This is a genomic window from Pseudomonas sp. AAC (assembly GCF_000725445.1).
GTDB lineage: Bacteria > Pseudomonadota > Gammaproteobacteria > Pseudomonadales > Pseudomonadaceae > Pseudomonas > Pseudomonas citronellolis.
The window spans coordinates 247,770-272,323 of the sequence record NZ_KL647095.1 but is presented as its reverse complement, the minus strand read 5'-3'; the positions used below and the strand labels follow the sequence as shown (position 1 = coordinate 272,323).

The following is a 24,554-nucleotide window of genomic DNA, read 5'->3' as shown; positions in this document are numbered from 1 at the left end:
GCAGGTTGCCCTGGCGGAGTATTCCGGCCGGCATCACCCGATACTGGGGCACAGAAAGCTCCCAGCTCTAATCCCTCCTGGAGGACAGCATGTCGTACAAGTCGCACCAACTGATCAAAGACCATGACGTGAAGTGGGTAGACCTGCGCTTCACCGATACCAAAGGCAAGCAGCAGCACGTCACCATGCCGGCCCGCGACGCGCTGGACGATGACTTCTTCGAAGCCGGCAAGATGTTCGACGGCTCCTCCATCGCCGGCTGGAAAGGCATCGAAGCCTCCGACATGATCCTGCTGCCGGACGACAGCACCGCCGTGCTGGACCCGTTCACCGAAGAGCCGACCCTGATCCTGGTGTGCGACATCATCGAGCCGAGCACCATGCAAGGCTACGAGCGCGACCCGCGCAACATCGCCAAGCGTGCCGAGGAATACCTGAAGTCCACCGGCATCGGCGACACCGTCTTCGTCGGCCCGGAGCCGGAGTTCTTCATCTTCGACGAAGTGAAGTTCAAGTCCGACATCTCCGGCTCGATGTTCAAGATCTTCTCCGAGCAGGCTTCCTGGAACACCGACGCCGACATCGAGTCGGGCAACAAGGGCCACCGTCCGGGCGTGAAGGGCGGCTACTTCCCGGTACCGCCGGTCGACCACGACCACGAAATCCGTACCGCCATGTGCAACGCCCTGGAAGAAATGGGCCTGGTGGTCGAAGTTCACCACCACGAAGTCGCCACCGCCGGCCAGAACGAAATCGGTGTGAAGTTCAACACCCTGGTGGCCAAGGCTGACGAAGTCCAGACTCTGAAGTACTGCGTACACAACGTCGCCGACGCCTACGGCAAGACCGTGACCTTCATGCCGAAGCCGCTGTACGGCGACAACGGCTCGGGCATGCACGTGCACATGTCCATCTCCAAGGATGGCAAGAACACCTTCGCTGGCGAAGGCTATGCCGGCCTGTCCGACACCGCCCTGTACTTCATCGGCGGCATCATCAAGCACGGCAAGGCCCTGAACGGCTTCACCAACCCGTCGACCAACTCCTACAAGCGTCTGGTCCCGGGCTTCGAAGCCCCGGTCATGCTGGCCTACTCGGCCCGCAACCGTTCCGCCTCGATCCGTATCCCCTACGTCACCAGCCCGAAAGCCCGCCGCATCGAAGCGCGCTTCCCGGACCCGGCGGCCAACCCCTACCTGTGCTTCGCCGCGCTGCTGATGGCCGGCCTGGACGGCATCCAGAACAAGATCCACCCCGGCGATGCCGCCGACAAGAACCTGTACGACCTGCCGCCGGAAGAGGCGAAGGAAATCCCGCAGGTTTGCGGCAGCCTGAAAGAGGCGCTGGAAGAACTCGACAAGGGCCGCGCGTTCCTGACCAAGGGCGGCGTGTTCACCGACGAGTTCATCGATGCCTACATCGAGCTGAAGTCCGAGGAAGAAATCAAGGTGCGCACCTTCGTGCACCCGCTGGAATACGACCTGTACTACAGCGTCTGATCCACGAATACCTATAAGTAGCGGCAACATTAAGGCCTCCTTCGGGAGGCCTTTTTTATTGGGTGTGTTTTATTGGGCGTGCGCAGGGTTGCTGCTTTTCGTAGGAGCGAGCTTGCTCGCGAACGGTGTCCTGTCGTTGGGGGCGGTGTGCATCCTCAAGAGCGCCCTCTCCCTAACCCTCTCCCTGAAGGGAGAGGGGACCGTTTGGAGTACTTGGATATTCCTGAGTCAGCCGGCAGCGCCGTTGGTGTCCGACTGAAACCATTCCTCCTCTCGGCACGGACTAGCCCCCTCTCCCTTCAGGGAGAGGGCTGGGGAGAGGGAGCGGAGTCAAACCGCCCCCCAGGCCACCTGGAAACTCCATTCGCGAGCAAGCTCGCTCCTACAAAGCGAGCATCCCCCCTCCAATTCGGCTCAGCCCCCGGCATCTGTATGATGTGCCGAGTTTCGCCTGCTCCGGAGTGCCCGTTCGTGACCGATCTTCTTCGCCGCTTCCTGCTGCTGTGCTGCCTCAGCCTGGGCCTGCTCCTCGCCGGGCCGGCATCCGCCGCGCTGCCCAGCATCCCCGGCGTGACCGGGAGCGACGCCAAGGTCAGCGAGGCGCAGTTGCAGCAGTCGCTGGACCAGGTGATCAAGACCCTGGAGAACGACCAGCAGCGCAGCGACCTGCTGAAGAAGCTCAAGCAGCTGCGCGACGCCACCAAGAAGGGCGCGGAGGACCAGAGCGGCGTGCTCGGCCTGCTCGGCGACACCCTGGGCAGCCTGGAGAAGCGCTTCGAAGGCGCCAACAGCCCGACACTGCGCTGGAGCGGCCTGTTCCAGCAGGCCGGCGTGGAGTTGCAGGAGCGCACGCCGTCCTGGCAGGAATGGCCGGGGATGATCCTCGACTTCTCCCTGGTGCTCCTCCTCTGGGCCTGCCTGGCCCTGGGCCTGCGCTGGCTGGCGCGGCGCATGCGCGAGCGCTTCGGCCTGGCCGACGAGCTGCCGCAGCACCCCAAGACCCGCGACCTGCTGCTGTTCGCCCTGCGCAAGCTGGGGCCCTGGCTGGTGGCCTTCCTGATCACCGTGTACCTCTCCGTGGTGCTGCCCAGCTCCCTGGGCAAGCTGCTGGCCATGGTGATCGCCTACGTGCTGGTGTGCGGCACGCTGTTCTCCGCGCTCTGCGTGATCTCCCTGTCGCTGCTCGGCGGCCCGCACCGCACGCGCGCCCTGGACATCCTGCGGCGCCGCGCCTTCCGCCCGCTGTGGCTGATCGGCAGCCTGGCCGCCCTGGGCGAGGTGATGCACGACCCGCGGGTGACCGACAGCCTCGGGCAGAACACCGCGCTGACCGTGGGCTCGCTGGCGAACATCTGCGCCGCGCTGTTCACCGCCCTGTTCGTCCTGCAGTTCCGCCGGCCCATCGCCCACCTGATCCGCAACCAGCCGCTGGAGCGCCGCCTCAAGCGCCGCAGCCTGCACGAGCTGGTGGAGCTGGTCGGCTCGCTGTGGTACGTGCCGGTCCTGCTGCTGGTGGGCATCTCGCTGTTCGCCACCGTGGTCACCGCCGGCGACAGCAGCTACGCCCTGCGCCGGGCCCTGCTGTGCGCGCTGATCGCGGTGGTGGCGATGACCGTCAACGGCCTGATCCGCCGCGCCCACCTGCGCTCGGCGCAACGCAGCAGCCGGCGCAGCGCGCCCTACATCGAGCAGTTGCAGAACTTCGGCTACACCCTGCTGCACCTGGCCACCCTGCTGGTGTTCCTGGAAGTGGGCCTGCGCGTCTGGGGCATGTCGCTGATCGGCTTCGCCGAGGGCGACGGCTCGCAGATCAGCCTCAAGCTGATCAGCTTCGGCAGCACCCTGCTGGTGGCCTGGCTGATCTGGATTCTCACCGACACCGCGGTGCAGCACAGCCTCGGCCTGGGCGGGAAGAACCGCGCCAACACCCGCGCGCTGACCATGCTGCCGCTGATCCGCAACGTGCTGTTCATCACCATCGCGGTGATCGCGCTGATAGTCGCGCTGGCCAACATGGGCATGAACGTCACGCCGCTGCTGGCCGGCGCCGGCGTCATCGGCCTGGCCATCGGCTTCGGCGCGCAGTCGCTGGTGGCCGACCTGATCACCGGGCTGTTCATCATCATCGAGGACTCGCTGTCGATCGACGACTACGTCGACGTCGGCGGCCACCTCGGCACGGTCGAGGGCCTGACCATCCGCACCGTGCGCCTGCGCGACCTGGACGGCGTGGTGCACACCATCCCGTTCAGCGAGATCAAGAGCATCAAGAACTACTCGCGGCAGTTCGGCTACGCCATGTTCCGCTGGCCGGTGCCGGCGAGCATGCCGATCGACGACGCCCTGGCGCTGGTGAAAGACGTGGCCGGCGAGCTGCGCAACGACCGCACCATCAACCGGGCGATCTGGTCGCCGCTGGAAATGCAGGGCGTCGAGAGCTTCGACAACGGCCAGGCGATCCTGCGCTTCCGCTTCAAGACCGCGCCGATCCGCCAGTGGGAAGTGCAGCGCGCCTTCAACCTGCGCCTGCGCCAGAAGCTGGACAAAGCCGGGCTGGAACTGGCCATGCCGCGCCTGAACGTGCAGCTCTCACGCATGCGCAAGCCGCGCGAGGAAGGCCCGCAGGACCACGCCGAGCCCGCCGACGGCGGCATCTGAGGCCGCCGGCGCGGTTCAGACCGGCTCGCGCGGGGCCTCGGCGCCGGCCCGGGCGTTGACCTGGGCGCCGTTCTCGGCCGTCACCTGGCCATAGACCTTGCAGCCCTCGTTGATCCGCACCCGCTCGGCGTTGATGCTGGTCGGCGAGCCCTGCGCGCCGACCACGCAATCGCGCCCCAGGCTGACGCTGCGCCCGGCGCTCAGCGGCCCGGCGACGCGCGAGCGGCGGCCGACGCGCACCGAACCCCGGGCCAGGATGGCGCCGGCCACTTCCGCGCCTTCGTCCATCCACACGCCACCCTCGACCCGCACCGAGCCGAGCACGCGGGAATAGCGGCCGAGGTACAGGTCGCCGCGCACCAGCAGGTCGCCTTCCTGGCAGCCGCCGGCAGCCACGCGGTACTCGCCCTCCTCGACCTGGCGCCGGCCGCTGCCGGCAGCGACGATCCCGGTCGGCGTGCGCGAACAGTCGCCGAAGCGGATCTCGCCCGCGCAGATGCGCCAGAACTGCAGCGGCGGGCGGATGCGCACCAGCCCCTCCACCACCAGCGGCCCGTGCAGGCAGCGATCGGCCGGGTGCAGGCCCAGCGGCAGGTAGAGCAGGTTGTTCGGCGCCGTGCTGGCCTGCGGTTTCGGCAACGACGGCGGCTCGGGCAGTTCGCAGGCGTGCCAGGTGGCCGCGGCGGCGCCGGCCGGCACGCTGACGGTGCTGACGACGGGCAGCGGCAACAGGCGCGGCAAGGCCACCAGCAGCAGGGCGATGAACAGCGGCAGCAGGAGGGTCATGCTCGGCGCCTCCCGCTGAAGGGGCCGGCCCGCAGGCGGCGTGGCGAAGGGATGGACATGGCGTTCACTCCGGGCGCCCCGGCGAAGGGGCGCGCGTACGATTCGGTGCGCCTATCTCAAGCCATGCCCCGGGAAGTACCCTTGACATTTGTCAGAAAACGCAGAGATCAACAACGAAACCACGCTAGATATCAAATAAGTTCGACAAAAGCAGCAGCACTCCGTCGGCTGCGCACTGTTAACTCCCGCGCAAACCCGGCGGCGTGATGGCGTTTCACTTGCCACCCGTCGGCGCCGATGCAAGGCTTAGCCCATTGTCTTCCGGGAGATCACGCATGCGCGTGCCAGTCCTCTGCCTGCTGCTCGCCCTGGCCGTGCCGGCCAGCGCGCAGATCTACAAGTACACCGACGCCAACGGCAAGACGGTATTCACCAACCAGCCGCCCAGCGGCGTGGACGCCAAGCCGGTGGAACTGCCGCCGACCAACACCGTGGGCGCCCAGCAGCCCGGCGCGCCCATGGGCAGCGGCGATGGCGAGCAGCGCCAGGCCCGCTACGCCATCCTGGCCATCACCGGGCTGCCCGACGAGGAGGCCCTGCGCGCCAACAACGGCAACTTCGACGTCGAGGTGGCCATCCAGCCGCAACTGGCCATGGGCGACCGCCTGCAACTGCGCCTGGACGGCCAGCCCTACGGCGCGCCCAGCAGCTCCACGCGCTTCAGCCTGAACAACCTCGAACGCGGCGACCACAGCCTCTCGGTGGACGTGGTGCAGGGCGACCGTGTGCTGCAGTCCAGCGCGCCGGTGAACTTCACCCTGCAGCGCATCAGCACCAACAGCCCCGCGCGCGTCAGGCCCATGCCGAGGAGCGGCAACTGATGAAACGCCCGCTGCTGCTCGGCCTGCTCCTGCTGGCGGCGTTCCAGGCCAGCGCCGAGGTCTATACCTACATCGACAAGGACGGCAACCGCGTCTTCACCGACCAGCCCAAGCGCAGCAACGCCCAGCGCCTGAACCTGGCGCCGCCCAACGGCATGCCGAACATGCCCCCGCCGCTGTACGCGCCCGCCGCCTCGGCCCTGCCGCCGCAACCGCCGCAATACCAGGTGCTGCGCATCCTGGTGCCCGAGCCCGACGCCACCGTCCGCGCCAACAACGGCGAGCTGATCGTCACCGTCTCCAGCGACCCCAACCTACTGCCCGGGCACAGCTTCCGGCTGTTCCTCGACGGCGTTCCGGTGGGCGAGCCCAGCCGCAGCCCGGTGTTCCCCCTGCACAACCTCGATCGCGGCACCCACCAGCTGTCGGTGGAGATCCTCGACCAGCGCGGCCAGACCCTGGAACAGACGCCCAACCAGCCGTTCCACATGAAGCGCGTATCGGTCGCCGAAAGCGACGCCGGCGAGCGGCCCGCCCTGGCATCGCGCCCCTGAACCCAGCGAATTTTCGCACGCCCTCTTAAGAAGCCTTCCCCGAAGATGCGCACCACTTTGGTGCGCTTGCCTGCACCACTTTCTATACTCTCCCCATTTCGGGTCACGCTGACGGCCCGTTTTCCTTGAGGAAATGCCACGAGTCGGCGCAGATCGCGGCCTGGCGCGTCTTTTCGGGGCTTGGTTTGCTTTTTGCATTTTCCTGCCCAACCTTGGAACGCCTGTCCGCCATGCCTACAGAAACCCAGCTCAGACTGTTGCTCGACAACCTCACCACGGCGGTGATCCTGCTCAACGCCGAACTGCGCCTGGAGTACATGAACCCGGCCGCCGAGATGCTCCTGGCGGTCAGCGGCCAACGTAGCCACGGGCAGTTCATCAGCGAGCTGTTCACCGAATCCCAGGAGGCCCTGCAGTCGCTGCGCCAGGCGGTGGAGGAAGCGCACCCCTTCACCAAGCGCGAAGCCACGCTGACCTCGCTCACCGGCCAGAGCATCACCGTCGACTACGCGGTGACGCCCATCCTCAACCGCCGCGAGACCCTGCTGCTGCTGGAAGTGCACCCGCGCGACCGGCTGATGCGCATCACCAAGGAAGAGGCCCAGCTGTCCAAGCAGGAAACCACCAAGCTGCTGGTGCGCGGCCTGGCCCACGAGATCAAGAACCCCCTGGGCGGCATCCGCGGCGCGGCCCAGCTGCTGTCCCGCGAGTTGCCGGACGAGTCGCTCAAGGACTACACCAACGTCATCATCGAAGAGGCCGACCGCCTGCGGAACCTGGTGGACCGCATGCTCGGCTCGAACAAGCTGCCGCAATTGCGGGTGACCAACATCCACGAAGTGCTGGAGCACGTCTGCAGCCTGGTGGGCGCCGAGACCCAGGGCAGCATCCCGCTGATCCGCGACTACGACCCGAGCATTCCCGACCTGCTGCTCGACCGCGAGCAGATGATCCAGGCGGTGCTCAACATCGTGCGCAACGCCATGCAGGCCATCGCCGCGCACAACGAACTGCGCCTGGGCCGCATCACCCTGCGCACCCGCACCCTGCGCCAGTTCACCATCGGCCACACGCGCCACCGCCTGGTGTGCAAGGTGGAGATCATCGACAACGGCCCGGGCATCCCGGCCGAGCTGCAGGACACCATCTTCTACCCCATGGTCAGCGGCCGCCCGGACGGCACCGGGCTGGGCCTGGCCATCACCCAGAACATCATCAGCCAGCACCAGGGGCTGGTCGAATGCGAGAGCCACCCCGGCCACACCGTATTCAGTCTGTTCCTGCCCCTGGAACAAGGAGTGCACCACCCATGAGCCGTTCAGAGACCGTCTGGATCGTCGACGACGACCGCTCCATCCGCTGGGTACTGGAAAAAGCCCTGCAACAGGAAGGCATGACCACCGTCAGCTTCGAGAACGCCGATAGCGTCATCCACCGCCTCGGCCGGCAGCAGCCGGACGTGATCATCTCGGACATCCGCATGCCCGGCTCCAGCGGCCTCGACCTGCTGGCGCAGATCCGCGAGCTGCACCCGCGCCTGCCGGTGATCATCATGACCGCCCATTCGGACCTGGACAGCGCAGTGGCCTCCTACCAGGGCGGCGCCTTCGAATACCTGCCCAAGCCGTTCGACGTCGACGAGGCCGTGTCCCTGGTCAAGCGCGCCAACCAGCACGCCCAGGAGCAGCAGGGCCTGGAGGCGCCGGCCAACCAGGCGCGCACCCCGGAGATCATCGGCGAAGCGCCGGCGATGCAGGAGGTGTTCCGCGCCATCGGCCGCCTCAGCCACTCCAACATCACCGTGCTGATCAACGGCGAGTCGGGCACCGGCAAGGAACTGGTCGCCCACGCCCTGCACCGCCACAGCCCGCGCGCGGCCGAGCCGTTCATCGCGCTGAACATGGCGGCGATCCCCAAGGACCTGATGGAGTCCGAACTGTTCGGCCACGAGAAGGGCGCCTTCACCGGCGCCGCCGCGCAGCGCCGCGGGCGCTTCGAGCAGGCCGACGGCGGCACCCTGTTCCTCGACGAGATCGGCGACATGCCGGCCGACACCCAGACGCGCCTGCTGCGCGTGCTGGCCGACGGCGAGTTCTACCGCGTCGGCGGCCACACCCCGGTGAAGGTCGACGTGCGCATCATCGCCGCGACGCACCAGAACCTGGAAAACCTGGTGCGCGAGGGCAAGTTCCGCGAGGACCTGTTCCACCGCCTGAACGTCATCCGCATCCACATCCCGCGCCTGGCCGACCGCCGCGAGGACATCCCGGCGCTGGCCCGGCACTTCCTCGCCCGCGCCGCGCAAGAGCTGGCGGTGGAGCCCAAGCTGCTCAAGCCCGAGACCGAGGACTACCTGAAGAACCTCGGTTGGCCGGGCAACGTGCGCCAGTTGGAGAACACCTGCCGCTGGATCACCGTGATGGCCTCCGGCCGCGAAGTGCACATCGACGACCTGCCGCCGGAGCTGCTGACCCAGCCCCAGGACAGCCTGCCGGCGGCCAACTGGGAACAGGCCCTGCGCCACTGGGCCGACCAGGCCCTGGGCCGCGGCCAGTCGAGCCTGCTGGACAGCGCCGTGCCGGCCTTCGAGCGGATCATGATCGAGACCGCCCTGAAGCACACCGCCGGCCGCCGCCGCGACGCCGCCGTGCTGCTGGGCTGGGGAAGGAACACCTTGACGCGCAAGATCAAGGAACTGGGCATGAAAGTGGACGGCCCGGACGACGAAGGCGACGACTGAAGCGCCGTTGGAGCGATCGAAGGGGCCTGCGGGTCCCTTTTTCGTGGGGGAGTGTTCTTGCACCTTGTAGGAGCGAGTTTGCTCGCGAACGGAGTTCTGCCGGTGGGGATGGTGTGCGCCCTGAAGAGCACCCTCTCCCTGAAGGGAGAGGGGGCTTGTCCGTGCCGAGAGGGGATTTGGTGTCAGCCGGGTGCTCGGTACAAGCCGGCTAACGCCGAAACACCCGAGCACTCCGAACGGTCCCCTCTCCCTTCAGGGAGAGGGTTAGGGAGAGGGCGTTCTTCAGGACACGCACCGTCTCGATCGGCAGAACACCCTTCACGAAAATACCCCCAGAACCTGTGGATAACCCTGTGCACAGCCCGGGGATCGATCCCCCCGCAGCCCAGGCCCCGCGCCCCTTACAGCCCCGGCTGAATTCTGTGCAGGATTTCCCACGTTGCCCACAACCGCTGTGCGCCCACCTGTGGACAACCTTGGGATGAATGGCTGCGGCGCAGGCCCCACGGGCCCTGCGCCGGATCGATCAATCGCTGCTCAATCCATGGCGAAGCCGAGCTGGCGCCAGGCTTCATAGACAGTCACGGCGACCGTGTTGGACAAGTTCAGGCTGCGGCTATCCGGGCGCATCGGCAGGCGCAGGCGCTGCTCCGGCGGTAGCGCGTTGCGCACTTCCTCCGGCAGGCCACGGCTTTCCGGGCCGAACAGGAAGGCGTCGCCACGCTGGTAGGCCACTTCGTGGAAGGCGTGGGAGCCCTTGGTGGTGAAGGCGAACAGGCGTGGGTGGCCGAGCTTCTCCAGGCATTCCTCCAGGCTCGCATAGCGCTGCACCGGGGCATATTCGTGATAATCCAGCCCGGCCCGGCGCAGGCGCTTGTCGTCCAGTTCGAAGCCCAGTGGCTCGATCAGGTGCAGGCTGCAGCCGGAATTGGCGCAGAGCCTGATAATGTTGCCGGTATTGGGTGGAATTTCCGGTTGGAAGAGGATGACGTGGAACATGCAGCGCTCCGGGCCTGAGGACGGCCGGCATTCTACTCCCGCGTCGGCGGATGTGCGGCCCCGGCCGTGGCTGCGGGTGTTTTCGGCGCTGGCCATCGGCGGGCTGATGATCGGCCTGATGCTCGGCCGCCTCACCGGCCCTACGCCGGGCGAGCCGCATCTGCTCGCCGTCCGGGCGCAGGATGGCGCCCTGCTGCTGCGCTTCGACCAGAGTGCCAGGGTCGAGGCCGGGCAGATCGAGGGCGCCCTGGCGCTGCGCGTGCGGGCAGCGGGCGCGGCCGCCGAGGGCCAGATGCGCCTGGACGGCCAACCCTTGCGCTGGCGCGTGGAAACCCGGGAGGGAGAACTGTGGATAACCCTGCTCTCCACCCGCCACCTGGGCGGTAGCTGGGACAGCGAAGAGAAGGACGGGGACTGGGTGCTGCGGGTCCATCCGCAACTGCGCTGAGGGCGCCGGCGGCCACCCTCGGGAAGAAAGAAGGGGACTCCCCGGCCTGCCTGAACCGAGGGCCCCGAAAGGGGCGGAGGCCGCATCGCGAACCTCCGGTGTAAAAAGGGGGTTTCCCCGGCCTGCCTGTACCAGGACCCCCGAACCGTTCACGCCTTCCACCGCATCGGGCCGCGGCGGCGCGCCTTGTGTAAAAGTGGGGTTTCCCCAGCCTGCCTGTACCGAGGCCCCCGAAATCGTTATTGGGACTATTGCAGGGGCTGTGCCAGTTTTGTCGACGGGCTGGGTTCCCCATGCTGAACAGCCGTGCAGGCCAGTATTCATGGGACCTGCAGCAAATCTGCAAGTGAATTCCCTGGCACAAAAGGCATGGCCGAAATGCCCGCACAGGCTGGCCGAGAAGGCGCCTTGCTAGTGCACGCGCACCAAAGTTGAACGCGCCGGCCCTGATCTCCCCGTAGGATGGGTTGAGCGAAGCGATACCCATCGCCATGACCGCATGGGTTTCGCCAAGGCTCAACCCATCCTACGAAGAGCGCTTCGCTATCGGATGGGCAAAAGAAAAGGCGCCCTCGGGCGCCTTTCTTCGCTACGACGGACCTTACTGGACCGAAGGAATCTCGCCGGAAGCCTGCAGGCGGGCGATTTCCTGGGCGTACAGGGCGTCGAAGTTCACCGGCGAGAGCATCAGCGCCGGGAACGAGCCGCGCACCACCAGGCTGTCCAGGGCTTCGCGGGCGTAGGGGAAGAGGATGTTCGGGCAGAAGGCGCCCAGGGTGTGGCTCATGCTGGAAGCGTCCAGGCCCTTGATCAGGAAGATGCCGGCCTGCTGCACTTCGACGATGAAGGCCACGTCGTCCTTGTTCTTCACGGTCACCGAAACGGTCAGCACCACTTCGTAGAAGTCGCCGTCGAGCTGCTTCTGGCGGGTGTTCAGGTCCATGCTGATCGCCGGCTGCCATTCCTGGCGGAAGATTTCCGGAGCCTTCGGCGCTTCGAAGGACAGGTCGCGGATGTAGATGCGCTGCAGGGAGAACTGCGGGCCGTTTTCTTGCTCGTTGGCGCCGTTGCTAGATTGCTCAGTCATTTCAGGACCTTCTTATGGCTCGTTTGCAGTAATAAGGGGATCACGCCGACAGCAGCGCATCCAGCTTGCCCGCGCGCTCCAGCGCGTACAGATCGTCGCAGCCGCCGACGTGGGTGCTGCCGATCCAGATTTGCGGTACCGAGGTACGGCCGGCCTTGCGGCTCATTTCGGCGCGCAGGTCGGGCTTGCCGTCCACGCCGATCTCCTCGTAGGCCACGCCCTTCTTGTCCAGCAGCGCCTTGGCGCGGATACAGTAGGGGCACCAGGCCGTGGTGTATATCAGAACCGCCTGCATCTCACTTCACCAGGGGCAGGTTGTCGCCGCGCCAGCTGCCGATGCCGCCGCCCAGCTTGGCCACGTTGTAGCCGGCCTTCTTCAGCACGCCGCACCAGGTACCCGCGTGCTGGCCCATGGCGTCGACCACGATGATGGTCTTGGCCTTGTGCTTGTCCAGCTCGCTCATGCGGCTGTTCAGCTTGTCCGCCGGGATGTTCAGCGAGCCGGAGATGTGGCCGCCGGAGAACTCCTTGCTCGGGCGGATGTCCAGTACGACACCCTGCTCGGCATTGACCAGCGCGGTCAGCTCGCGGGTCGACAGCGCGCGGCCGGCCTTGTTCAGCTCGTGCAGCGCGAGCAGGACCAGGAGCACCACCAGGGCGCCGACCAGCAGGTAGTGATGGGTGGCGAATTCGATCAGACGGGGAAGGAACGACGACATGGCGCAAGGCATCCACAGGTAAAAATGCCGGCCAGTATACACGCGCCCTCCTGACGGCTGAACCCTGCCAATCATGGCGCCCGTCGCACCCAGACGGTAAAATGCCGATCCTTTTCTGACCCCCGTTTTGGAAAGAGCCGCACCTATGACAGCATCGCCCAAACCCCTGGTCCTGATCATCCTGGACGGCTTCGGCCATAGCGACAGCCCCGAGTACAACGCCATCTTCGCCGCGAAGAAGCCGAATCTCGACCGCCTGCTGGCCACCCAGCCGCACGGCCTGATCTCCGGCTCGGGCATGGACGTGGGCCTGCCGGACGGGCAGATGGGCAACTCCGAGGTCGGCCACATGAACCTCGGCGCCGGGCGCGTCGTCTACCAGGACTTCACCCGCGTGACCAAGGCCATCCGCGACGGCGAGTTCTTCGACAACCCGGTGCTGACCGGCGCGGTGGACAAGGCGGTGGGCGCCGGCAAGGCCGTGCACATCCTCGGCCTGCTGTCCGATGGCGGCGTGCACAGCCACCAGGACCACCTGGTCGCCATGGCCGAACTGGCCGCCCGGCGTGGCGCGCAGAAAATCTACCTGCACGCCTTCCTCGACGGCCGCGACACCCCGCCCAAGAGCGCCGAGCCGTCGCTGAAGCTGGTCGACGAGGCCTTCGCCCGCATCGGCAAGGGCCGCACCGCCAGCATCATCGGCCGCTACTTCGCCATGGACCGCGACAACCGCTGGGACCGCGTCGAAGCCGCCTACAACCTGATCACCGAAGGCGCCGCCGAATTCACCGCCGACGACGCCGTGGCCGCGCTGCACGCCGCCTACGAGCGCGGCGAGAGCGACGAGTTCGTCAAGGCCACGCGCATCGGCGAACAGGTGCGCGTGGAGGATGGCGACGCCGTGGTGTTCATGAACTTCCGCGCCGACCGCGCCCGCGAACTGTCGCGCGCCTTCGTCGAGCCGGGCTTCAAGGAATTCCCGCGCCAGCGCGAGCTGCACCTGGCCGAGTACGTGATGCTCACCCAGTACTCGGCGAACATCCCGGCGCCCAGCGCGTTCAAGCCCGAGTCGCTGGACAACGTCCTCGGCGAATACCTGGCCAAGAACGGCAAGACCCAGCTGCGCATCGCCGAGACCGAGAAGTACGCCCACGTCACCTTCTTCTTCTCCGGCGGCCGCGAAGAGCCGTTCGAGGGCGAAGAACGCATCCTCATCCCCTCGCCCAAGGTCGCCACCTACGACCTGCAGCCGGAAATGAGCGCGCCGGAAGTCACCGACAGGATCGTCGAGGCCATCGAAAACCAGCGCTACGACGTCATCGTGGTCAACTATGCCAACGGCGACATGGTCGGCCACACCGGCGTGTTCGAGGCCGCGGTCAAGGCCGTGGAATGCCTGGACACCTGCGTCGGGCGCATCGCCGCGGCGCTGGACAAGGTCGGCGGCGAGGCCCTGATCACCGCCGACCACGGCAACGTCGAGCAGATGGAAGACGAGAGCACCGGCCAGGCGCACACCGCGCACACCTGCGAGCCGGTACCCTTCATCTACGTCGGCAAGCGCAAGCTGAGCATCCGCGAAGGCGGCGTGCTGGCCGACGTGGCGCCGACCATGCTGACGCTGATGGGCCTGCCGGTGCCGGCCGAGATGACCGGCAAATCCATCGTCACCCTGGAGTGACCCTCGCGAGCTGCAGGCGGCGTGATGCTTTTCACTCGCCGCTTGCGGCTTGTAACGATTTTTTTATGCATACTAGGCCGATTCCGCCTCCAGGTGCCCGCCACCCCATGCATCGCGCCCTATCCTCCCTGCTGCTGATCTGCCTGCTGAGCCCGCTGGCGGTCGTCGCCGACGAACGCGCCGACACCCAGAAGCAGATCGAGCGGACGCAGAAAGACATCGCCGAGCTGAAGAAGACCCTCAGCGGCATCCAGGAAGAGAAATCCGGGGTGCAGAAGCAGCTCAAGTCCACCGAAACCCAGATGGGCGACCTGGAGAAGCAGGTCAAAGCGCTGCAGGAGGAGCTGGAGAAGAGCGAAAAGGAGCTCCAGCGCCTGGACGAGGAGAAAAAAAAACTCCAGGGCGCGCGCCTTGAACAGCAGCGGCTGATCGGCATCCAGGCCCGCGCCGCGTACCAGAGCGGCCGCGAGGAATACCTCAAGCTGCTGCTGAACCAGGAACATCCCGAGAAGTTCAGCCGCACCCTCACCTACTACGACTACATCAACCGCGCGCGCCTGGAACAGCTCAACGCCTTCAACGAGACACTGCGCCAGCTGGAGAACGTCGAGCGCGACATCACCACGCAGAAGAGCCAGCAACTGGCCCAGCAGCAGGACCTCGAGGCCCGCCGCCAGGAACTGGCCGAAGTGCGCAAGCAGCGCCAGGAAGCCCTGGCCAAGCTCAACAGCGACTACAGCGACAGCAACCGCAAGCTGCAGGACCGCCAGCAGGCCCAGGCCGAGCTGAACAAGGTGCTCAAGACCATCGAGGAAACCCTCGCCCGCCAGGCCCGCGAAGCCGAGGAAGCGCGCCAGCGCGCCCTGGCCGCCGAACGCGAGCGCGCCCGCCGCGAACGCGAGACGGCCAGCAGCGGCGGCAGCGTGAAACCCAAGCCCCGCGCGGACTACAGCGGCCCGCTGGTATCCAGCGGCGCCGGCTTTGGCGGCGCCTTCGACGCCACCCGCGGCAAGCTGCCCTGGCCGGTCAACGGGCGCATCCTGGCGCGCTTCGGCAGCCCGCGCGGCGACGACCCGCGCGCCACCTGGGACGGCGTGCTGATCGGCGCCAGCGCAGGCGCCACGGTACGCGCCGTGCATGGCGGCAGGGTGGTGTTCGCCGACTGGCTGCGCGGCGCCGGGCTACTGGTTATCCTCGACCACGGTGGTGGATACCTGAGCCTTTATGGTCATAATCAGAGTCTGCTGAAAGGCGCCGGGGATACGGTCAAGGCCGGGGATCCCATCGCTACCGTCGGCACCAGCGGCGGGCAGGAGACTCCGGCGGTGTATTTCGCCATTCGTCATCAGGGCCGCCCGACGGACCCCACTACCTGGTGTCGCACGCAAGGATAAGCGGCGGACACGCCTTAGGAGCCAAACATGTCGCATCGCTTCCGTCTCATCACCCTGGCCCTGCTGCTCGGTATCGGGGCGGCCCAGGCCGCCGAGACACCGCCCGCCGCGCCAGCCGCGGCCAGCGGCAAGGAGGCGCCGCTGCCGCTGGACGAACTGCGGACCTTCGCCGAGGTCCTGGACCGGGTGAAGGCCGCCTACGTCGAGCCGGTGGACGACAAGACCCTGCTGGAGAACGCCATCAAGGGCATGCTCAGCAACCTCGACCCGCACTCCGCCTACCTGGACCCGGAAGAATTCGCCGAGCTGCAGGAAAGCACCAGCGGCGAGTTCGGCGGCCTGGGCATCGAGGTGGGCACCGAGGACGGCTTCATCAAGGTGGTCTCGCCGATCGACGACACCCCGGCGGCCGCGGCCGGTATCCAGCCCGGCGACCTGATCGTGCAGATCGACGGCAAGCCGACCAAGGGCCAGTCGATGAACGAGGCGGTGGACAGCATGCGCGGCAAGCCCGGCTCGTCCATCACCCTGACCATAGTGCGCGGCGGCGGCCGGCCGTTCGACGTCAGCCTCAAGCGCGCCATCATCAAGGTCAAGAGCGTCAAGACCCAGCTGCTGGAGCCGAACTACGGCTACCTGCGCATCACCCAGTTCCAGGTCAACACCGGTGACGAGGTGGTCAAGGCCCTGGCGCAGCTGAAGAAGGACAACAAGGGCAAGCTCAAGGGCCTGGTCCTGGACCTGCGCAACAACCCCGGCGGCGTGCTGCAGTCCGCGGTGGAAGTGGCCGACGCCTTCCTCACCAAGGGCCTGATCGTCTACACCAAGGGCCGCATCCCCAACTCCGAACTGCGCTTCTCCGCCGACCCGGCCGACCCCAGCGAGGGCGTGCAACTGGTGGTGCTGATCAACGGCGGCACCGCCTCGGCGGCGGAAATCGTCTCCGGCGCCCTGCAGGACCAGAAACGCGCCATCCTCATGGGCACCGACAGCTTCGGCAAGGGCTCGGTGCAGACCGTGCTGCCGCTGAACAACGACCGCGCCCTGAAGCTGACCACCGCGCTCTACTACACCCCCAACGGCCGCTCCATCCAGGCCCAGGGCATAGTCCCGGACATCGAGGTGGAACGCGCCAAGGTGACCCGCGAGCAGAGCGACTTCGAAGGCTTCAAGGAAGCCGACCTGCAGGGTCACCTGGCCAACGGCAACGGCGGCAAGGACCGTCCGACGCAGTCGGGCAAGGCGCCCCAGGCCGCCCCGCAGGACAGCGACTTCCAGCTGAGCCAGGCCCTCAGCCTGCTGAAGGGGCTCAGCGTCAGCCGCGGCAACTGACCGGTGCGCCGGGCACGGCTGCTGTTCGGCCTGTGCCTGGCCGCCCTGCTCGGCCAGGCACAGACCAAGCCACTGCTGAGCGTGGTGATCGACGACCTCGGGCAGAACCTGGCGCGCGACCGCCAGGTGTTCGAACTACCGGCCGCAGTGGCCCTGGCGATCATGCCGGACACCCCGCATGCTGCCGAACTGGCCCGCGAAGCCCACCAGCGCGGGCGCACCCTGATCCTGCACCTGCCGATGGACCCGGCCGGCGGCCCCTACGCCTGGCGCCCCGACCTGCCGCACACGGAACTGGCCCGGCGCCTGGATGCGGCGCTGGCCGCGGTGCCCTACGTGCAAGGCGTGAACAACCACGAAGGCAGCCGCATGACCGCCGACCGCGCCGGCATGGACCTGCTCATGGGCACCCTGCAGGAACGCCACCTGTTCTTCCTCGACAGCCGCACCAGCGCCGCCACCGTGGCCGCCGCCGAGGCGCAGAAGCGCGGCCTGGCCAGCCTGTCCCGCGATGTCTTCCTCGACGACCAACCGGATGAAGACAGCATCGCCCGCCAGCTGCAGAGCGGCGTGGCCCTGGCGCGCAAGCAGGGCTCGGCGCTGCTGATCGGCCACCCGCGCCCGGCCACCCTGCGGGTGCTGCTGCGCGAACTGCCGAAGCTGAAGGCGGCGGGCATCGAACTGGTGAAGCCCGACCTGCTGATCGCCGAGCGCGGCAACCGCGCCATGGCGGCGCATGGCAAGGATGGCGTCTACCGCTGAACCCCGCTCGCCGGCCGCGCCTCAGCGCTTTTCGTAGGATGGGTTGAGCGAAGCGATACCCATCGCCGCGCCCGACCGAGCACCGGCCGTTGCAGGCGAGCATGGCTCGCTCCTACGAAGAGCACGCCGGTGCGGCCTGTTGCTTCTAGGCGGTTTTCTGGGTTCCCGCGAACGCGGGAACCCAATAGAACAGTTCCGAACCCACCTGTAGGAGCGCGCCCTGCGCGCGAATCGCGGGCAGGACCCGCTCCTACAATCGTGCATCCTCAGAACCGTAGGGCGGGCGCAGGAGCGGACTCCGTCCGCGATCCGGCCTCAGAGGTAATTGTTGGTAACCTCGTCCACATACCCCTCGGCGCGCATCTGGTCCAGGGCCTTCTGCAGGCGCTCGACCACCTCGTCCGGAGTGTCCTTGTTCAGCGCCAGGTACAGCTGCGCCTCGTTGAAGCGCAGCACCGTCTGCAGACCGCTGACGCCCTCCTGCTTGGCCAGGTAGCGGCCCACCGGGTCGGTGGTGGCCCAGAGGTCGATCTGCCCGGTCATCAGCTTCTTCACGTTCTCCTGGTCGCGCAGGGCGTTGATCACCGGGATGCCCTGGCTCTCCAGCGCCTGGCTGACAGCGTCGTTCTTGTAGGCGCCGAGCTTGTACTTGCCGGCTTCCTTGACGTCCTTCAGCGCAGTGATCTTGCTGCCCGGCGGCGCCAGCACCACCCAGCCGGTCTTCGCCAGCGGGCCCACCCACTTGAACAGCGGCACCCGCTCGGGGGTGTAGGTGGTGGAGAACAGGCCGTAGCCGGCGCGGTCCAGGGTCAGCTTGTACAGCCGGTCCCAGGGGAAGCGCAGGCTGAGGGTGTAGCCGATGCCGGCGCGCTTGAACATCTCGCGGACGATGTCCGCGCTGATGCCGTCGATGCCTTCGTCGCGGGCGAAGTTCTTGTCGTCCACCGCCATGTTGAACGGCGGGAAGTTCTCCGTCAGCAGCACCACCTTGTAGTCGGCGGGCAGGTCGGCGCGGGCCGTGGCGGCCCCCAGCAGCAGGCCGATGAACAGCCCGCAGGTCTTGAGTTTCAGCATGGTCATACCGCTCGCTTGGTTATCGTTATGGCTAGCGGCATCCCTGCATAGTGGACGCGATTCCCGTCCTGTACACCATCCCTGGCACAGCTCCGGCCGTGGCCGGCAACACAGCGCGGCGCCGCTCCCCTCGAGCGGCGCCGACGGATCACAGGTAGCTGTTCAGTACATCGTCGACGAAGCCTTCGGCGCGCATCTTGTCCAGCGCGGCCTGCAGCTTCTGCACCACTTCGTCGGGGGTTTCCTTGTTCAGCGCCAGGTACAGCTGGTCGCTGTTGAAGCGCAGCACCGTCTTCAGGCCGCTGACGCCGACCTGCTTGGCCAGGTAGCGCCCGGCCGGGTCGCCGCTGGCCCAGAGGTCGATCTCGCCCTTTTGCAGCTTGCCGGCGTTCTCCTGGTCGCGCAGCGCCAGCACCGGTTCGAAGCCGTGCTCGGCGAGGTACTCGGCCATGGCGTCGCCCTTGTAGGCGCCCACCCGGTACTTCTTCGCCTCGTCCAGGCTCTTCAGGGCGATGGGGCTGTCGCCGCGGGCCAGCAGCACCCAGTCGTCCGGGCCGATGGGGCCGACCCACTTGAAGGCGTTTTCCCGCTCCGGCAGCCGCGCGGTGACGAAGACGCCGTAGTCCGGCTTCTCCAGCGCCAGCTTGTAGATGCGTTCCCAGGGGAAGCGCAGGGTCATGCTGTACTTGATGCCGGCGCGCTTGTACATCTCGCGGACGATGTCCACGGCGATGCCGTCGATGTTGTCTTCCTGGGCGAAGTTCTTGCCGTTGATGGCCATGTTGTAGGGCGGGAAGTTCTCCGTCAGCAGGACCATGCTGTAGTCCGGAGAGATTTCCGCATGCACTGTGCCAGCCAACAGCAGAGAGCTGGCCAGCAGGAGGCGTTTCAGCATCGCAGAACATTCCTGGTTGTAAGCGAAGGCGCAGAGCTTACCGCAAGTTTGCCATCATTCGGCCTTGCATCTTTCAGACCGCGTCACGCCCTGTAGGAAACATCGCCAGAAAGCACAAGGCCCGGCCGCCATGAGCGGGCCGGGCCCTGTCGCAAGCTGCACCCCGGCAGTGCGGCGCGCCCTTCAGCGCACCACGATGCCGCGGCTGGCCAGGTAGGCCTTGGCCTCCGGCACGCTGTACTCGCCGAAGTGGAAGATGCTCGCCGCCAACACCGCGTCGGCCTTGCCTTCGAGGATGCCGGCTGCCAGGTGCTCCAGGTTGCCGACGCCGCCGGAAGCGATCACCGGCACGTTCACCGCCTCGCTGATGGCGCGGGTCACGCCCAGGTCGTAGCCGCTCTTCACGCCGTCCTGATCCATGCTGGTCAGGAGGATTTCGCCGGCGCCCAGGCCTTCCATCTTCTTCGCCCACTCCACCGCGTCCAGCCCGGTGGGCTTGCGCCCGCCGTGGGTGAAGATTTCCCAGCGCGGGGTTTCGCCCGGCGCCGAGACCTTCTTGGCGTCGATGGCGACCACGATGCACTGCGAGCCGAAGCGCGCGGCGGCTTCGCCGACGAACTCCGGAGTGAACACCGCGGCGGTGTTGATCGAGACCTTGTCCGCGCCGGCGTTGAGCAGGTTGCGGATGTCCTGCACGGTGCGCACGCCGCCGCCGACGGTCAGCGGGATGAACACCTGGCTGGCCATGCGCTCGACGGTGTGCAGCGTGGTGTCGCGGCCGTCGACGCTGGCGGTGATGTCGAGGAAGGTGATCTCGTCGGCGCCCTGCTCGTCGTAGCGGCGGGCGATCTCCACCGGGTCGCCGGCGTCGCGGATGTTCTCGAACTTGACGCCCTTGACCACGCGGCCGTTGTCCACGTCGAGGCAGGGGATGATGCGCTTAGCGAGGGCCATTCTGGTGTCTCCCAATCTTGAAATTCGCGGGAGGCTGAAGGCTGGAGGCTGAACGAAAAAGCGACTCGGTCACGTCCAGCCTTCAGCCTCCAGCGCTTTTATTCGTCTATTCGTCTTTTGCCTGCCGATCGCAAAGCGCCTGGGCCTCGGCGACATCGAGGGTACCCTCGTAGATCGCCCGGCCGGTGATGGCGCCGATGATGCCCGGGGTGCGCGCGTCCAGCAGTTTCTGGATGTCGCCCAGGTTGTGGATGCCGCCGGAGGCGATCACCGGGATGCGCGTGGCGTTGGCCAGGGCGGCGGTGGCTTCGACGTTGCAGCCCTGCATCATGCCGTCCTTGGAGATGTCGGTGTAGACGATGGCGGAGACGCCGTCGGCCTCGAAGCGCTTGGCCAGGTCGATCACCTGCACCTCGCTGACCTCGGCCCAGCCGTCGGTGGCGACGAAGCCGTCCTTCGCGTCCAGGCCGACGATCACCTTGCCGGGGAAGGCGCGGCAGGCTTCGCCGACGAATTCCGGCTGCTTCACCGCCTTGGTGCCGATGATCACGTAGCTGACGCCGGCGCGCACGTAGTGCTCGATGGTCTCCAGCGAACGGATGCCGCCGCCGATCTGGATCGGCAGGTTCGGGTAGCGCTTGGCGATGGCGGTGACCACCTCGCCGTTCACCGGCTTGCCTTCGAAGGCGCCGTTGAGGTCCACCAGGTGCAGGCGGCGGCAGCCACCGTCCACCCATTTGGCGGCCATGGCCACCGGGTCGTCGGAGAAGACCGTGGCGTCTTCCATCAGGCCCTGGCGCAGGCGCACGCAGGCGCCGTCCTTCAGATCGATTGCGGGGATGATCAGCATCGGTTGAACCTGCTCGAATCCAAGTCGTGAATGGGGTCGGGTCAGCTCTTCTCGAGCGCCCACAAGTCGCTTTCGATGCTTTCGAACCTGTCTTTCAGGTGCGCCTGCACATCGAGAATCGCCTTGTTGTAGAACAGCGGGCCGAACTCGCGCATGAAGAAGTCCAGCACTTCCTCGGCCTCGAAGCCGCCCAGGTCCAGCTCGAAGCGCTCCTCGAGGAAGCGCTGGATGGCCCGCGCCGCGCTCTGGCGCTGGGCGCCATCGAGTTCGAGGATCGCCGGCTTGTCCTTCTGGCGGGCCATGGGCTTACCAGCGGCCGTCCCAGGCGGCGAAGTTCTGCAGCAGCTGCAGGCCGTGGGTGTGGCTCTTCTCCGGGTGGAACTGCACGGCGAAGCGCGGGCCCTCGGCCAGCGCGGCGGCGAAGTCGCGGCCATAGTGGCCGCGGCCGGCGACCTGGCGCGGGTTGCCCGCCTCGATGTAGTAACTGTGCACGAAGTAGAAGCGCGCTTCGTCGGGGATCTCGTGCCACAGCGGGTGGTCGAGGCTCTGTTTGACCTGGTTCCAGCCCATGTGCGGCACCTTCAGGTGCTCGCCGTCCTCGCGCAGGTCCTTGCCGAAGAAGCGCACCTGGCCGGGGAACAGGCCGATGCAGTCGACGCCGCCGTTCTCCTCGCTGTGCTCCAGCAGCGCCTGCATGCCGACGCAGATGCCGAGGAAGGGGCGGTCCTGGCTGACTTCACGCACCAGCGCGTCGAAGCCCAGGCGCCTGATCTCGGCCATGCAGTCGCGGATGGCGCCCACGCCGGGGAACACCACGCGGTCGGCCTCGCGGATCACCGCGGCGTCGCTGGTCACCAGCACGCGGCCGGCGCCCACGCGCTCCAGCGCCTTGGACACCGAGTGCAGGTTGCCCATGCCGTAGTCGATGACGGCGACCGTCTGCATTACAGGCACCCCTTGGTCGACGGCATCTGCCCGGCCATGCGCTCGTCCAGCTCGATGGCCATGCGCAGGGCGCGGCCGAAGGCCTTGAACACCGTCTCGATCTGGTGGTGGGTGTTGTGCCCGCGCAGGTTGTCGATGTGCAGGGTCACCTGGGCGTGGTTGACGAAGCCCTGGAAGAACTCCATGAACAGGTCGACGTCGAAGCCGCCGACGCTGGCGCGGGTGAAGGGCACGTGCATCTGCAGGCCGGGGCGGCCGGAGAAGTCGATCACCACGCGCGACAGCGCCTCGTCCAGCGGCACGTAGGCATGGCCGTAGCGGCGGATACCCTTCTTGTCGCCGATAGCCTTGGCGAAGGCCTGGCCGAGGGTGATGCCGATGTCTTCGACGGTGTGGTGGTCGTCGATGTGCAGGTCGCCCTTGCACTCGATGTCCAGGTCGATCAGGCCATGGCGGGCGATCTGGTCCATCATGTGCTCGAGGAAGGGCACCCCGGTATCGAAGCGGGCCTTGCCCGTGCCGTCCAGGTCGATGGACACCTTGATCTGGGTTTCCAGGGTGTCGCGCGCGACGGTTGCCTTGCGTTCGGCCATCACCAGCTCCACAGCTAACACTGCACTTGATTATAAGAGGGCCCGCATTATAGGCGCGGCGGGCCCCGCAGGGCTACGGGCGACGGTCGGCGGCGCTGGCCGCGGGGCGCCGCTTGTCCGTAAACTGCGCGTCCCCGCCGAGGATGCCGCCATGCCCGTGATCGTCGAACACCTTGCCCAGCCCTCCGCCCAGGACCGCCAGGACCTGGCCCGGCTCTACGCCGAGGCGCCGGCCTGGCTGCTCGCGCCCTTCGCCGATGGCGAGGCCCTGGTGGACGCCGCGCTGGCCGCGGGCACGCTACTGACCGGGCGCTTCAACGACCGCCTGCTGGGCGCCGCCTGGCTGCAGCGCGATGCCGACGCCTGGCGCCTCTCGCGCCTGTGCGTGCGCCGCGTCACCCGCGGCCGCGGCGTGGCCCGCCGGCTGCTGGAGGAAGCCCAGCGCCAGGCGGTGCTCGCCGGCTGCCCGCTGCGCCTGCTGGCCCCGGCCGGGCAGGCGGAAGCGGCCGAGCTGGCCGCGCACCTGGGCCTGGCCCTGGAAACCGCGGAGGCACCGTGAACGACATCGACATCCTGGTCATAGGCGCCGGCGCGGTCGGCCTGGCCTGCGCCGCGCGCCTGGCCGCCGCTGGGCGCAGCGTGCTGATCGTCGAGGCCGAACGGCTGATCGGCAGCCATACCTCCAGCCGCAACTCCGAAGTCATCCACGCCGGCCTCTACTACCCGCCCGGCTCGCTCAAGGCCGAACTCTGCCTGGAAGGCCGCGAGCGCCTGTACGCCTGGTGCGCCAGCCACGACGTGCCGCACAGCCGCATCGGCAAGCTGCTGGTGGCCGTGGAAGACGTCGAACTGGGCAAGCTGGAAGCCCTCGCCGCCAATGCCCAAGCCAGCGGCGTACATGACCTGCAGCCGCTGGACACCACCCAGCTCCACGCGCTGGAACCGGCGGTGCGCGGCGTGGCCGCCCTGCTCTCGCCGAGCACCGGGATCATCGACAGCCACGCCTACATGCTGTCGCTGCAGCACGCCGCGCAAATTCAGGGCGCACAGCTGGTGCTGGACACCCGCATCGACAGCCTGCGCCGAGCCGCCGACGGCTGGGTTGCCGAAGGCGTCAGCGTCGGCGAGCCGTTCAGCATCCGGGCCGAACAGGTGGTCAACGCCGGCGGCCTGTTCGCCCAGCAACGGGCCGCCCGCACCGAAGGCCTGGAAGGCGTGCCGCCGCTGCACCTGTGCCAGGGCCGCTACTTCACCTACGGCGGTCGCTCGCCGTTCAGCCACCTGATTTACCCGATGCCCGAGGCCAACACCGCCGGCCTGGGGGTGCACGCCACCCTCGACCTCGGCGGCCAGCTGCGCTTCGGCCCGGACGTGCGTTACCTGGAAAGCATCGACTATCTGGTCGACGAAGCGCTGCGCGAGCCCTTCGCCCAGGCCATCCGCCGCTACTTCCCGGGCCTGGACGCCGAGCGCCTGCAGGCCGGCTATGCCGGGATTCGTCCTAAACTGAGCGGCGCCGGGGAACCCGCCTCCGACTTCGTCATCCAAACCGCCGTGGACCACGGCCTGCCGGGCCTGGTCAACCTGTTCGGGATCGAGTCGCCGGGGCTCACCGCCAGCCTGGCCATCGCCGAGCGCGTCGCCGCCGCCTGCTGAAGCGGGCGGGCGCATTGATATACTCCCGCCAATTCACCCGCCGCCAG

General features: G+C 67.3%; 25 protein-coding genes. 13 read left to right on the top strand and 12 right to left on the bottom strand.

Translation table 11 applies throughout. The features are described from left to right. Positions 1-89: 89 nt before the first annotated feature. Together glnA and FG99_RS06890 are read left to right on the top strand one after the other, a co-directional pair. Positions 90-1,499, top strand: a complete 1,410-nt coding sequence (gene glnA / locus FG99_RS06895) for a glutamate--ammonia ligase (RefSeq protein ID WP_009613809.1) — start codon at positions 90-92, stop codon at positions 1,497-1,499. 432 nt (positions 1,500-1,931) lie between these two features. Continuing rightward, on the top strand, positions 1,932-4,157 hold the full coding sequence (locus FG99_RS06890) for a mechanosensitive ion channel domain-containing protein (RefSeq protein WP_371263860.1): 2,226 nt from the start codon (positions 1,932-1,934) through the stop codon (positions 4,155-4,157). A gap of 15 nt (positions 4,158-4,172) precedes the next feature. On the opposite strand, the gene FG99_RS06885 is transcribed toward FG99_RS06890, so the two are convergent. Next, positions 4,173-4,943, bottom strand: a complete 771-nt coding sequence (locus FG99_RS06885) for a bactofilin family protein (RefSeq protein WP_043268365.1) — start codon at positions 4,941-4,943, stop codon at positions 4,173-4,175. Positions 4,944-5,278: 335 nt separating this feature from the next. On the opposite strand from FG99_RS06885, the gene FG99_RS06880 reads away from it, so the two are divergent. The 4 genes from FG99_RS06880 (at position 5,279) to ntrC (ending at position 9,118) form a co-directional block, all read left to right on the top strand. Then, positions 5,279-5,824: a DUF4124 domain-containing protein gene (locus tag FG99_RS06880; RefSeq protein WP_043268363.1), complete on the top strand. Its 546-nt coding sequence runs from the start codon at positions 5,279-5,281 to the stop codon at positions 5,822-5,824. Next, positions 5,824-6,378 carry a DUF4124 domain-containing protein gene (locus tag FG99_RS06875; RefSeq protein ID WP_043268361.1) on the top strand — a complete coding sequence of 185 codons (555 nt, stop codon included), beginning with the start codon at positions 5,824-5,826 and terminating at the stop codon, positions 6,376-6,378. Before FG99_RS06880 ends, FG99_RS06875 begins: the two co-directional genes overlap by 1 nt. A 230-nt stretch (positions 6,379-6,608) precedes the next feature. After that, on the top strand, positions 6,609-7,691 hold the full coding sequence (gene glnL, locus FG99_RS06870) for a nitrogen regulation protein NR(II) (RefSeq protein WP_009613815.1): 1,083 nt from the start codon (positions 6,609-6,611) through the stop codon (positions 7,689-7,691). Further along, on the top strand, positions 7,688-9,118 hold the full coding sequence (ntrC, locus tag FG99_RS06865) for a two-component system response regulator NtrC (protein ID WP_009613816.1): 1,431 nt from the start codon (positions 7,688-7,690) through the stop codon (positions 9,116-9,118). Before glnL ends, ntrC begins: the two co-directional genes overlap by 4 nt. A gap of 537 nt (positions 9,119-9,655) precedes the next feature. Here ntrC and trmL read toward each other — a convergent pair. Continuing rightward, positions 9,656-10,117, bottom strand: a complete 462-nt coding sequence (gene trmL / locus FG99_RS06860; protein ID WP_009613817.1) for a tRNA (uridine(34)/cytosine(34)/5-carboxymethylaminomethyluridine(34)-2'-O)-methyltransferase TrmL — start codon at positions 10,115-10,117, stop codon at positions 9,656-9,658. 76 nt (positions 10,118-10,193) lie between these two features. Between trmL and FG99_RS06855 the strand changes: the two genes are divergently transcribed. Beyond that, positions 10,194-10,565, top strand: a complete 372-nt coding sequence (locus FG99_RS06855) for a hypothetical protein (protein WP_051878571.1) — start codon at positions 10,194-10,196, stop codon at positions 10,563-10,565. A 601-nt stretch (positions 10,566-11,166) separates the two neighbouring features. Here FG99_RS06855 and secB read toward each other — a convergent pair. From secB to FG99_RS06840, 3 genes are read right to left on the bottom strand one after another with little or no spacing between them, the layout of a single operon-like run. Next, a complete protein-coding gene (gene secB / locus FG99_RS06850; RefSeq protein ID WP_009613819.1) occupies positions 11,167-11,652 on the bottom strand; it encodes a protein-export chaperone SecB in 486 nt (161 codons plus the stop codon). Positions 11,653-11,692: 40 nt separating this feature from the next. Next, entirely contained in the window at positions 11,693-11,947 is a 255-nt protein-coding gene (gene grxC, locus FG99_RS06845; protein WP_009613820.1) for a glutaredoxin 3, read from the bottom strand. A 1-nt stretch (position 11,948) separates the two neighbouring features. Further along, a complete protein-coding gene (locus FG99_RS06840) occupies positions 11,949-12,371 on the bottom strand; it encodes a rhodanese-like domain-containing protein (RefSeq protein ID WP_009613821.1) in 423 nt (140 codons plus the stop codon). A gap of 145 nt (positions 12,372-12,516) precedes the next feature. Between FG99_RS06840 and gpmI the strand changes: the two genes are divergently transcribed. The 4 genes from gpmI to FG99_RS06820 all read left to right on the top strand — a co-directional run bounded on the left by gpmI (position 12,517) and on the right by FG99_RS06820 (position 17,540). After that, positions 12,517-14,052 (top strand): 2,3-bisphosphoglycerate-independent phosphoglycerate mutase, encoded by a 1,536-nt coding sequence (gene gpmI, locus FG99_RS06835; protein WP_043268357.1) that lies wholly within the window; start codon positions 12,517-12,519, stop codon positions 14,050-14,052. A 107-nt stretch (positions 14,053-14,159) separates the two neighbouring features. Continuing rightward, a complete protein-coding gene (locus FG99_RS06830) occupies positions 14,160-15,446 on the top strand; it encodes a murein hydrolase activator EnvC family protein (protein ID WP_043268355.1) in 1,287 nt (428 codons plus the stop codon). A 27-nt stretch (positions 15,447-15,473) separates the two neighbouring features. Then, positions 15,474-16,778 (top strand): S41 family peptidase, encoded by a 1,305-nt coding sequence (locus tag FG99_RS06825; RefSeq protein ID WP_009613824.1) that lies wholly within the window; start codon positions 15,474-15,476, stop codon positions 16,776-16,778. 3 nt (positions 16,779-16,781) lie between these two features. After that, positions 16,782-17,540, top strand: a complete 759-nt coding sequence (locus tag FG99_RS06820; protein ID WP_043268354.1) for a divergent polysaccharide deacetylase family protein — start codon at positions 16,782-16,784, stop codon at positions 17,538-17,540. Positions 17,541-17,855: 315 nt separating this feature from the next. On the opposite strand, the gene FG99_RS06815 is transcribed toward FG99_RS06820, so the two are convergent. The 7 genes from FG99_RS06815 to hisB all read right to left on the bottom strand — a co-directional run bounded on the left by FG99_RS06815 (position 17,856) and on the right by hisB (position 22,851). Further along, positions 17,856-18,614, bottom strand: coding sequence for a substrate-binding periplasmic protein (locus FG99_RS06815; RefSeq protein WP_043269104.1), 759 nt, complete (start codon positions 18,612-18,614; stop codon positions 17,856-17,858). A 148-nt stretch (positions 18,615-18,762) separates the two neighbouring features. Beyond that, complete coding sequence (locus FG99_RS06810; RefSeq protein WP_043268352.1) at positions 18,763-19,509, bottom strand: substrate-binding periplasmic protein; 747 nt, start codon at positions 19,507-19,509, stop codon at positions 18,763-18,765. Between the two features lie 183 nt (positions 19,510-19,692). After that, a complete protein-coding gene (gene hisF, locus FG99_RS06805) occupies positions 19,693-20,463 on the bottom strand; it encodes an imidazole glycerol phosphate synthase subunit HisF (RefSeq protein WP_009613829.1) in 771 nt (256 codons plus the stop codon). A 106-nt stretch (positions 20,464-20,569) separates the two neighbouring features. Continuing rightward, entirely contained in the window at positions 20,570-21,313 is a 744-nt protein-coding gene (gene hisA, locus FG99_RS06800) for a 1-(5-phosphoribosyl)-5-[(5-phosphoribosylamino)methylideneamino]imidazole-4-carboxamide isomerase (RefSeq protein WP_009613830.1), read from the bottom strand. A 41-nt stretch (positions 21,314-21,354) separates the two neighbouring features. Next, the gene (locus FG99_RS06795) at positions 21,355-21,615 is read right to left on the bottom strand and encodes a DUF2164 domain-containing protein (protein ID WP_043268350.1); all 261 of its coding nucleotides are present in this window, start codon (positions 21,613-21,615) and stop codon (positions 21,355-21,357) included. A gap of 4 nt (positions 21,616-21,619) precedes the next feature. Further along, on the bottom strand, positions 21,620-22,258 hold the full coding sequence (gene hisH, locus FG99_RS06790) for an imidazole glycerol phosphate synthase subunit HisH (protein WP_043268348.1): 639 nt from the start codon (positions 22,256-22,258) through the stop codon (positions 21,620-21,622). Continuing rightward, positions 22,258-22,851, bottom strand: coding sequence for an imidazoleglycerol-phosphate dehydratase HisB (gene hisB / locus FG99_RS06785; RefSeq protein ID WP_043256084.1), 594 nt, complete (start codon positions 22,849-22,851; stop codon positions 22,258-22,260). Before hisB ends, hisH begins: the two co-directional genes overlap by 1 nt. Before the next feature lie 151 nt (positions 22,852-23,002). On the opposite strand from hisB, the gene FG99_RS06780 reads away from it, so the two are divergent. Both FG99_RS06780 and FG99_RS06775 read left to right on the top strand, forming a co-directional pair. Continuing rightward, positions 23,003-23,410 carry an acetyl-CoA sensor PanZ family protein gene (locus FG99_RS06780; RefSeq protein ID WP_043268346.1) on the top strand — a complete coding sequence of 136 codons (408 nt, stop codon included), beginning with the start codon at positions 23,003-23,005 and terminating at the stop codon, positions 23,408-23,410. After that, positions 23,407-24,507, top strand: a complete 1,101-nt coding sequence (locus FG99_RS06775; protein ID WP_043268344.1) for an NAD(P)/FAD-dependent oxidoreductase — start codon at positions 23,407-23,409, stop codon at positions 24,505-24,507. Before FG99_RS06780 ends, FG99_RS06775 begins: the two co-directional genes overlap by 4 nt. The last annotated feature ends 47 nt before the right edge of the window (positions 24,508-24,554 follow it).

Excerpts from the sequence above, each read along its gene's own strand:
- FG99_RS06885 (WP_043268365.1), bottom strand. The coding sequence starts at position 4,943 with ATGACCCTCCTGCTGCCGCTGTTCATCGCCCTGCTGCTGGTGGCCTTG.
- hisF (WP_009613829.1), bottom strand. The coding sequence starts at position 20,463 with ATGGCCCTCGCTAAGCGCATCATCCCCTGCCTCGACGTGGACAACGGC.
- FG99_RS06815 (WP_043269104.1), bottom strand. The coding sequence starts at position 18,614 with ATGCTGAAACTCAAGACCTGCGGGCTGTTCATCGGCCTGCTGCTGGGG.
- hisH (WP_043268348.1), bottom strand. The coding sequence starts at position 22,258 with ATGCAGACGGTCGCCGTCATCGACTACGGCATGGGCAACCTGCACTCG.
- glnL (WP_009613815.1), top strand. The coding sequence starts at position 6,609 with ATGCCTACAGAAACCCAGCTCAGACTGTTGCTCGACAACCTCACCACG.
- hisA (WP_009613830.1), bottom strand. The coding sequence starts at position 21,313 with ATGCTGATCATCCCCGCAATCGATCTGAAGGACGGCGCCTGCGTGCGC.
- grxC (WP_009613820.1), bottom strand. The coding sequence starts at position 11,947 with ATGCAGGCGGTTCTGATATACACCACGGCCTGGTGCCCCTACTGTATC.
- FG99_RS06840 (WP_009613821.1), bottom strand. The coding sequence starts at position 12,371 with ATGTCGTCGTTCCTTCCCCGTCTGATCGAATTCGCCACCCATCACTAC.
- hisB (WP_043256084.1), bottom strand. The coding sequence starts at position 22,851 with ATGGCCGAACGCAAGGCAACCGTCGCGCGCGACACCCTGGAAACCCAG.
- FG99_RS06810 (WP_043268352.1), bottom strand. The coding sequence starts at position 19,509 with ATGCTGAAACGCCTCCTGCTGGCCAGCTCTCTGCTGTTGGCTGGCACA.
- ntrC (WP_009613816.1), top strand. The coding sequence starts at position 7,688 with ATGAGCCGTTCAGAGACCGTCTGGATCGTCGACGACGACCGCTCCATC.
- gpmI (WP_043268357.1), top strand. The coding sequence starts at position 12,517 with ATGACAGCATCGCCCAAACCCCTGGTCCTGATCATCCTGGACGGCTTC.
- FG99_RS06780 (WP_043268346.1), top strand. The coding sequence starts at position 23,003 with ATGCCCGTGATCGTCGAACACCTTGCCCAGCCCTCCGCCCAGGACCGC.
- FG99_RS06880 (WP_043268363.1), top strand. The coding sequence starts at position 5,279 with ATGCGCGTGCCAGTCCTCTGCCTGCTGCTCGCCCTGGCCGTGCCGGCC.
- glnA (WP_009613809.1), top strand. The coding sequence starts at position 90 with ATGTCGTACAAGTCGCACCAACTGATCAAAGACCATGACGTGAAGTGG.
- FG99_RS06825 (WP_009613824.1), top strand. The coding sequence starts at position 15,474 with ATGTCGCATCGCTTCCGTCTCATCACCCTGGCCCTGCTGCTCGGTATC.
- trmL (WP_009613817.1), bottom strand. The coding sequence starts at position 10,117 with ATGTTCCACGTCATCCTCTTCCAACCGGAAATTCCACCCAATACCGGC.
- secB (WP_009613819.1), bottom strand. The coding sequence starts at position 11,652 with ATGACTGAGCAATCTAGCAACGGCGCCAACGAGCAAGAAAACGGCCCG.
- FG99_RS06795 (WP_043268350.1), bottom strand. The coding sequence starts at position 21,615 with ATGGCCCGCCAGAAGGACAAGCCGGCGATCCTCGAACTCGATGGCGCC.
- FG99_RS06830 (WP_043268355.1), top strand. The coding sequence starts at position 14,160 with ATGCATCGCGCCCTATCCTCCCTGCTGCTGATCTGCCTGCTGAGCCCG.
- FG99_RS06875 (WP_043268361.1), top strand. The coding sequence starts at position 5,824 with ATGAAACGCCCGCTGCTGCTCGGCCTGCTCCTGCTGGCGGCGTTCCAG.
- FG99_RS06890 (WP_371263860.1), top strand. The coding sequence starts at position 1,932 with ATGATGTGCCGAGTTTCGCCTGCTCCGGAGTGCCCGTTCGTGACCGAT.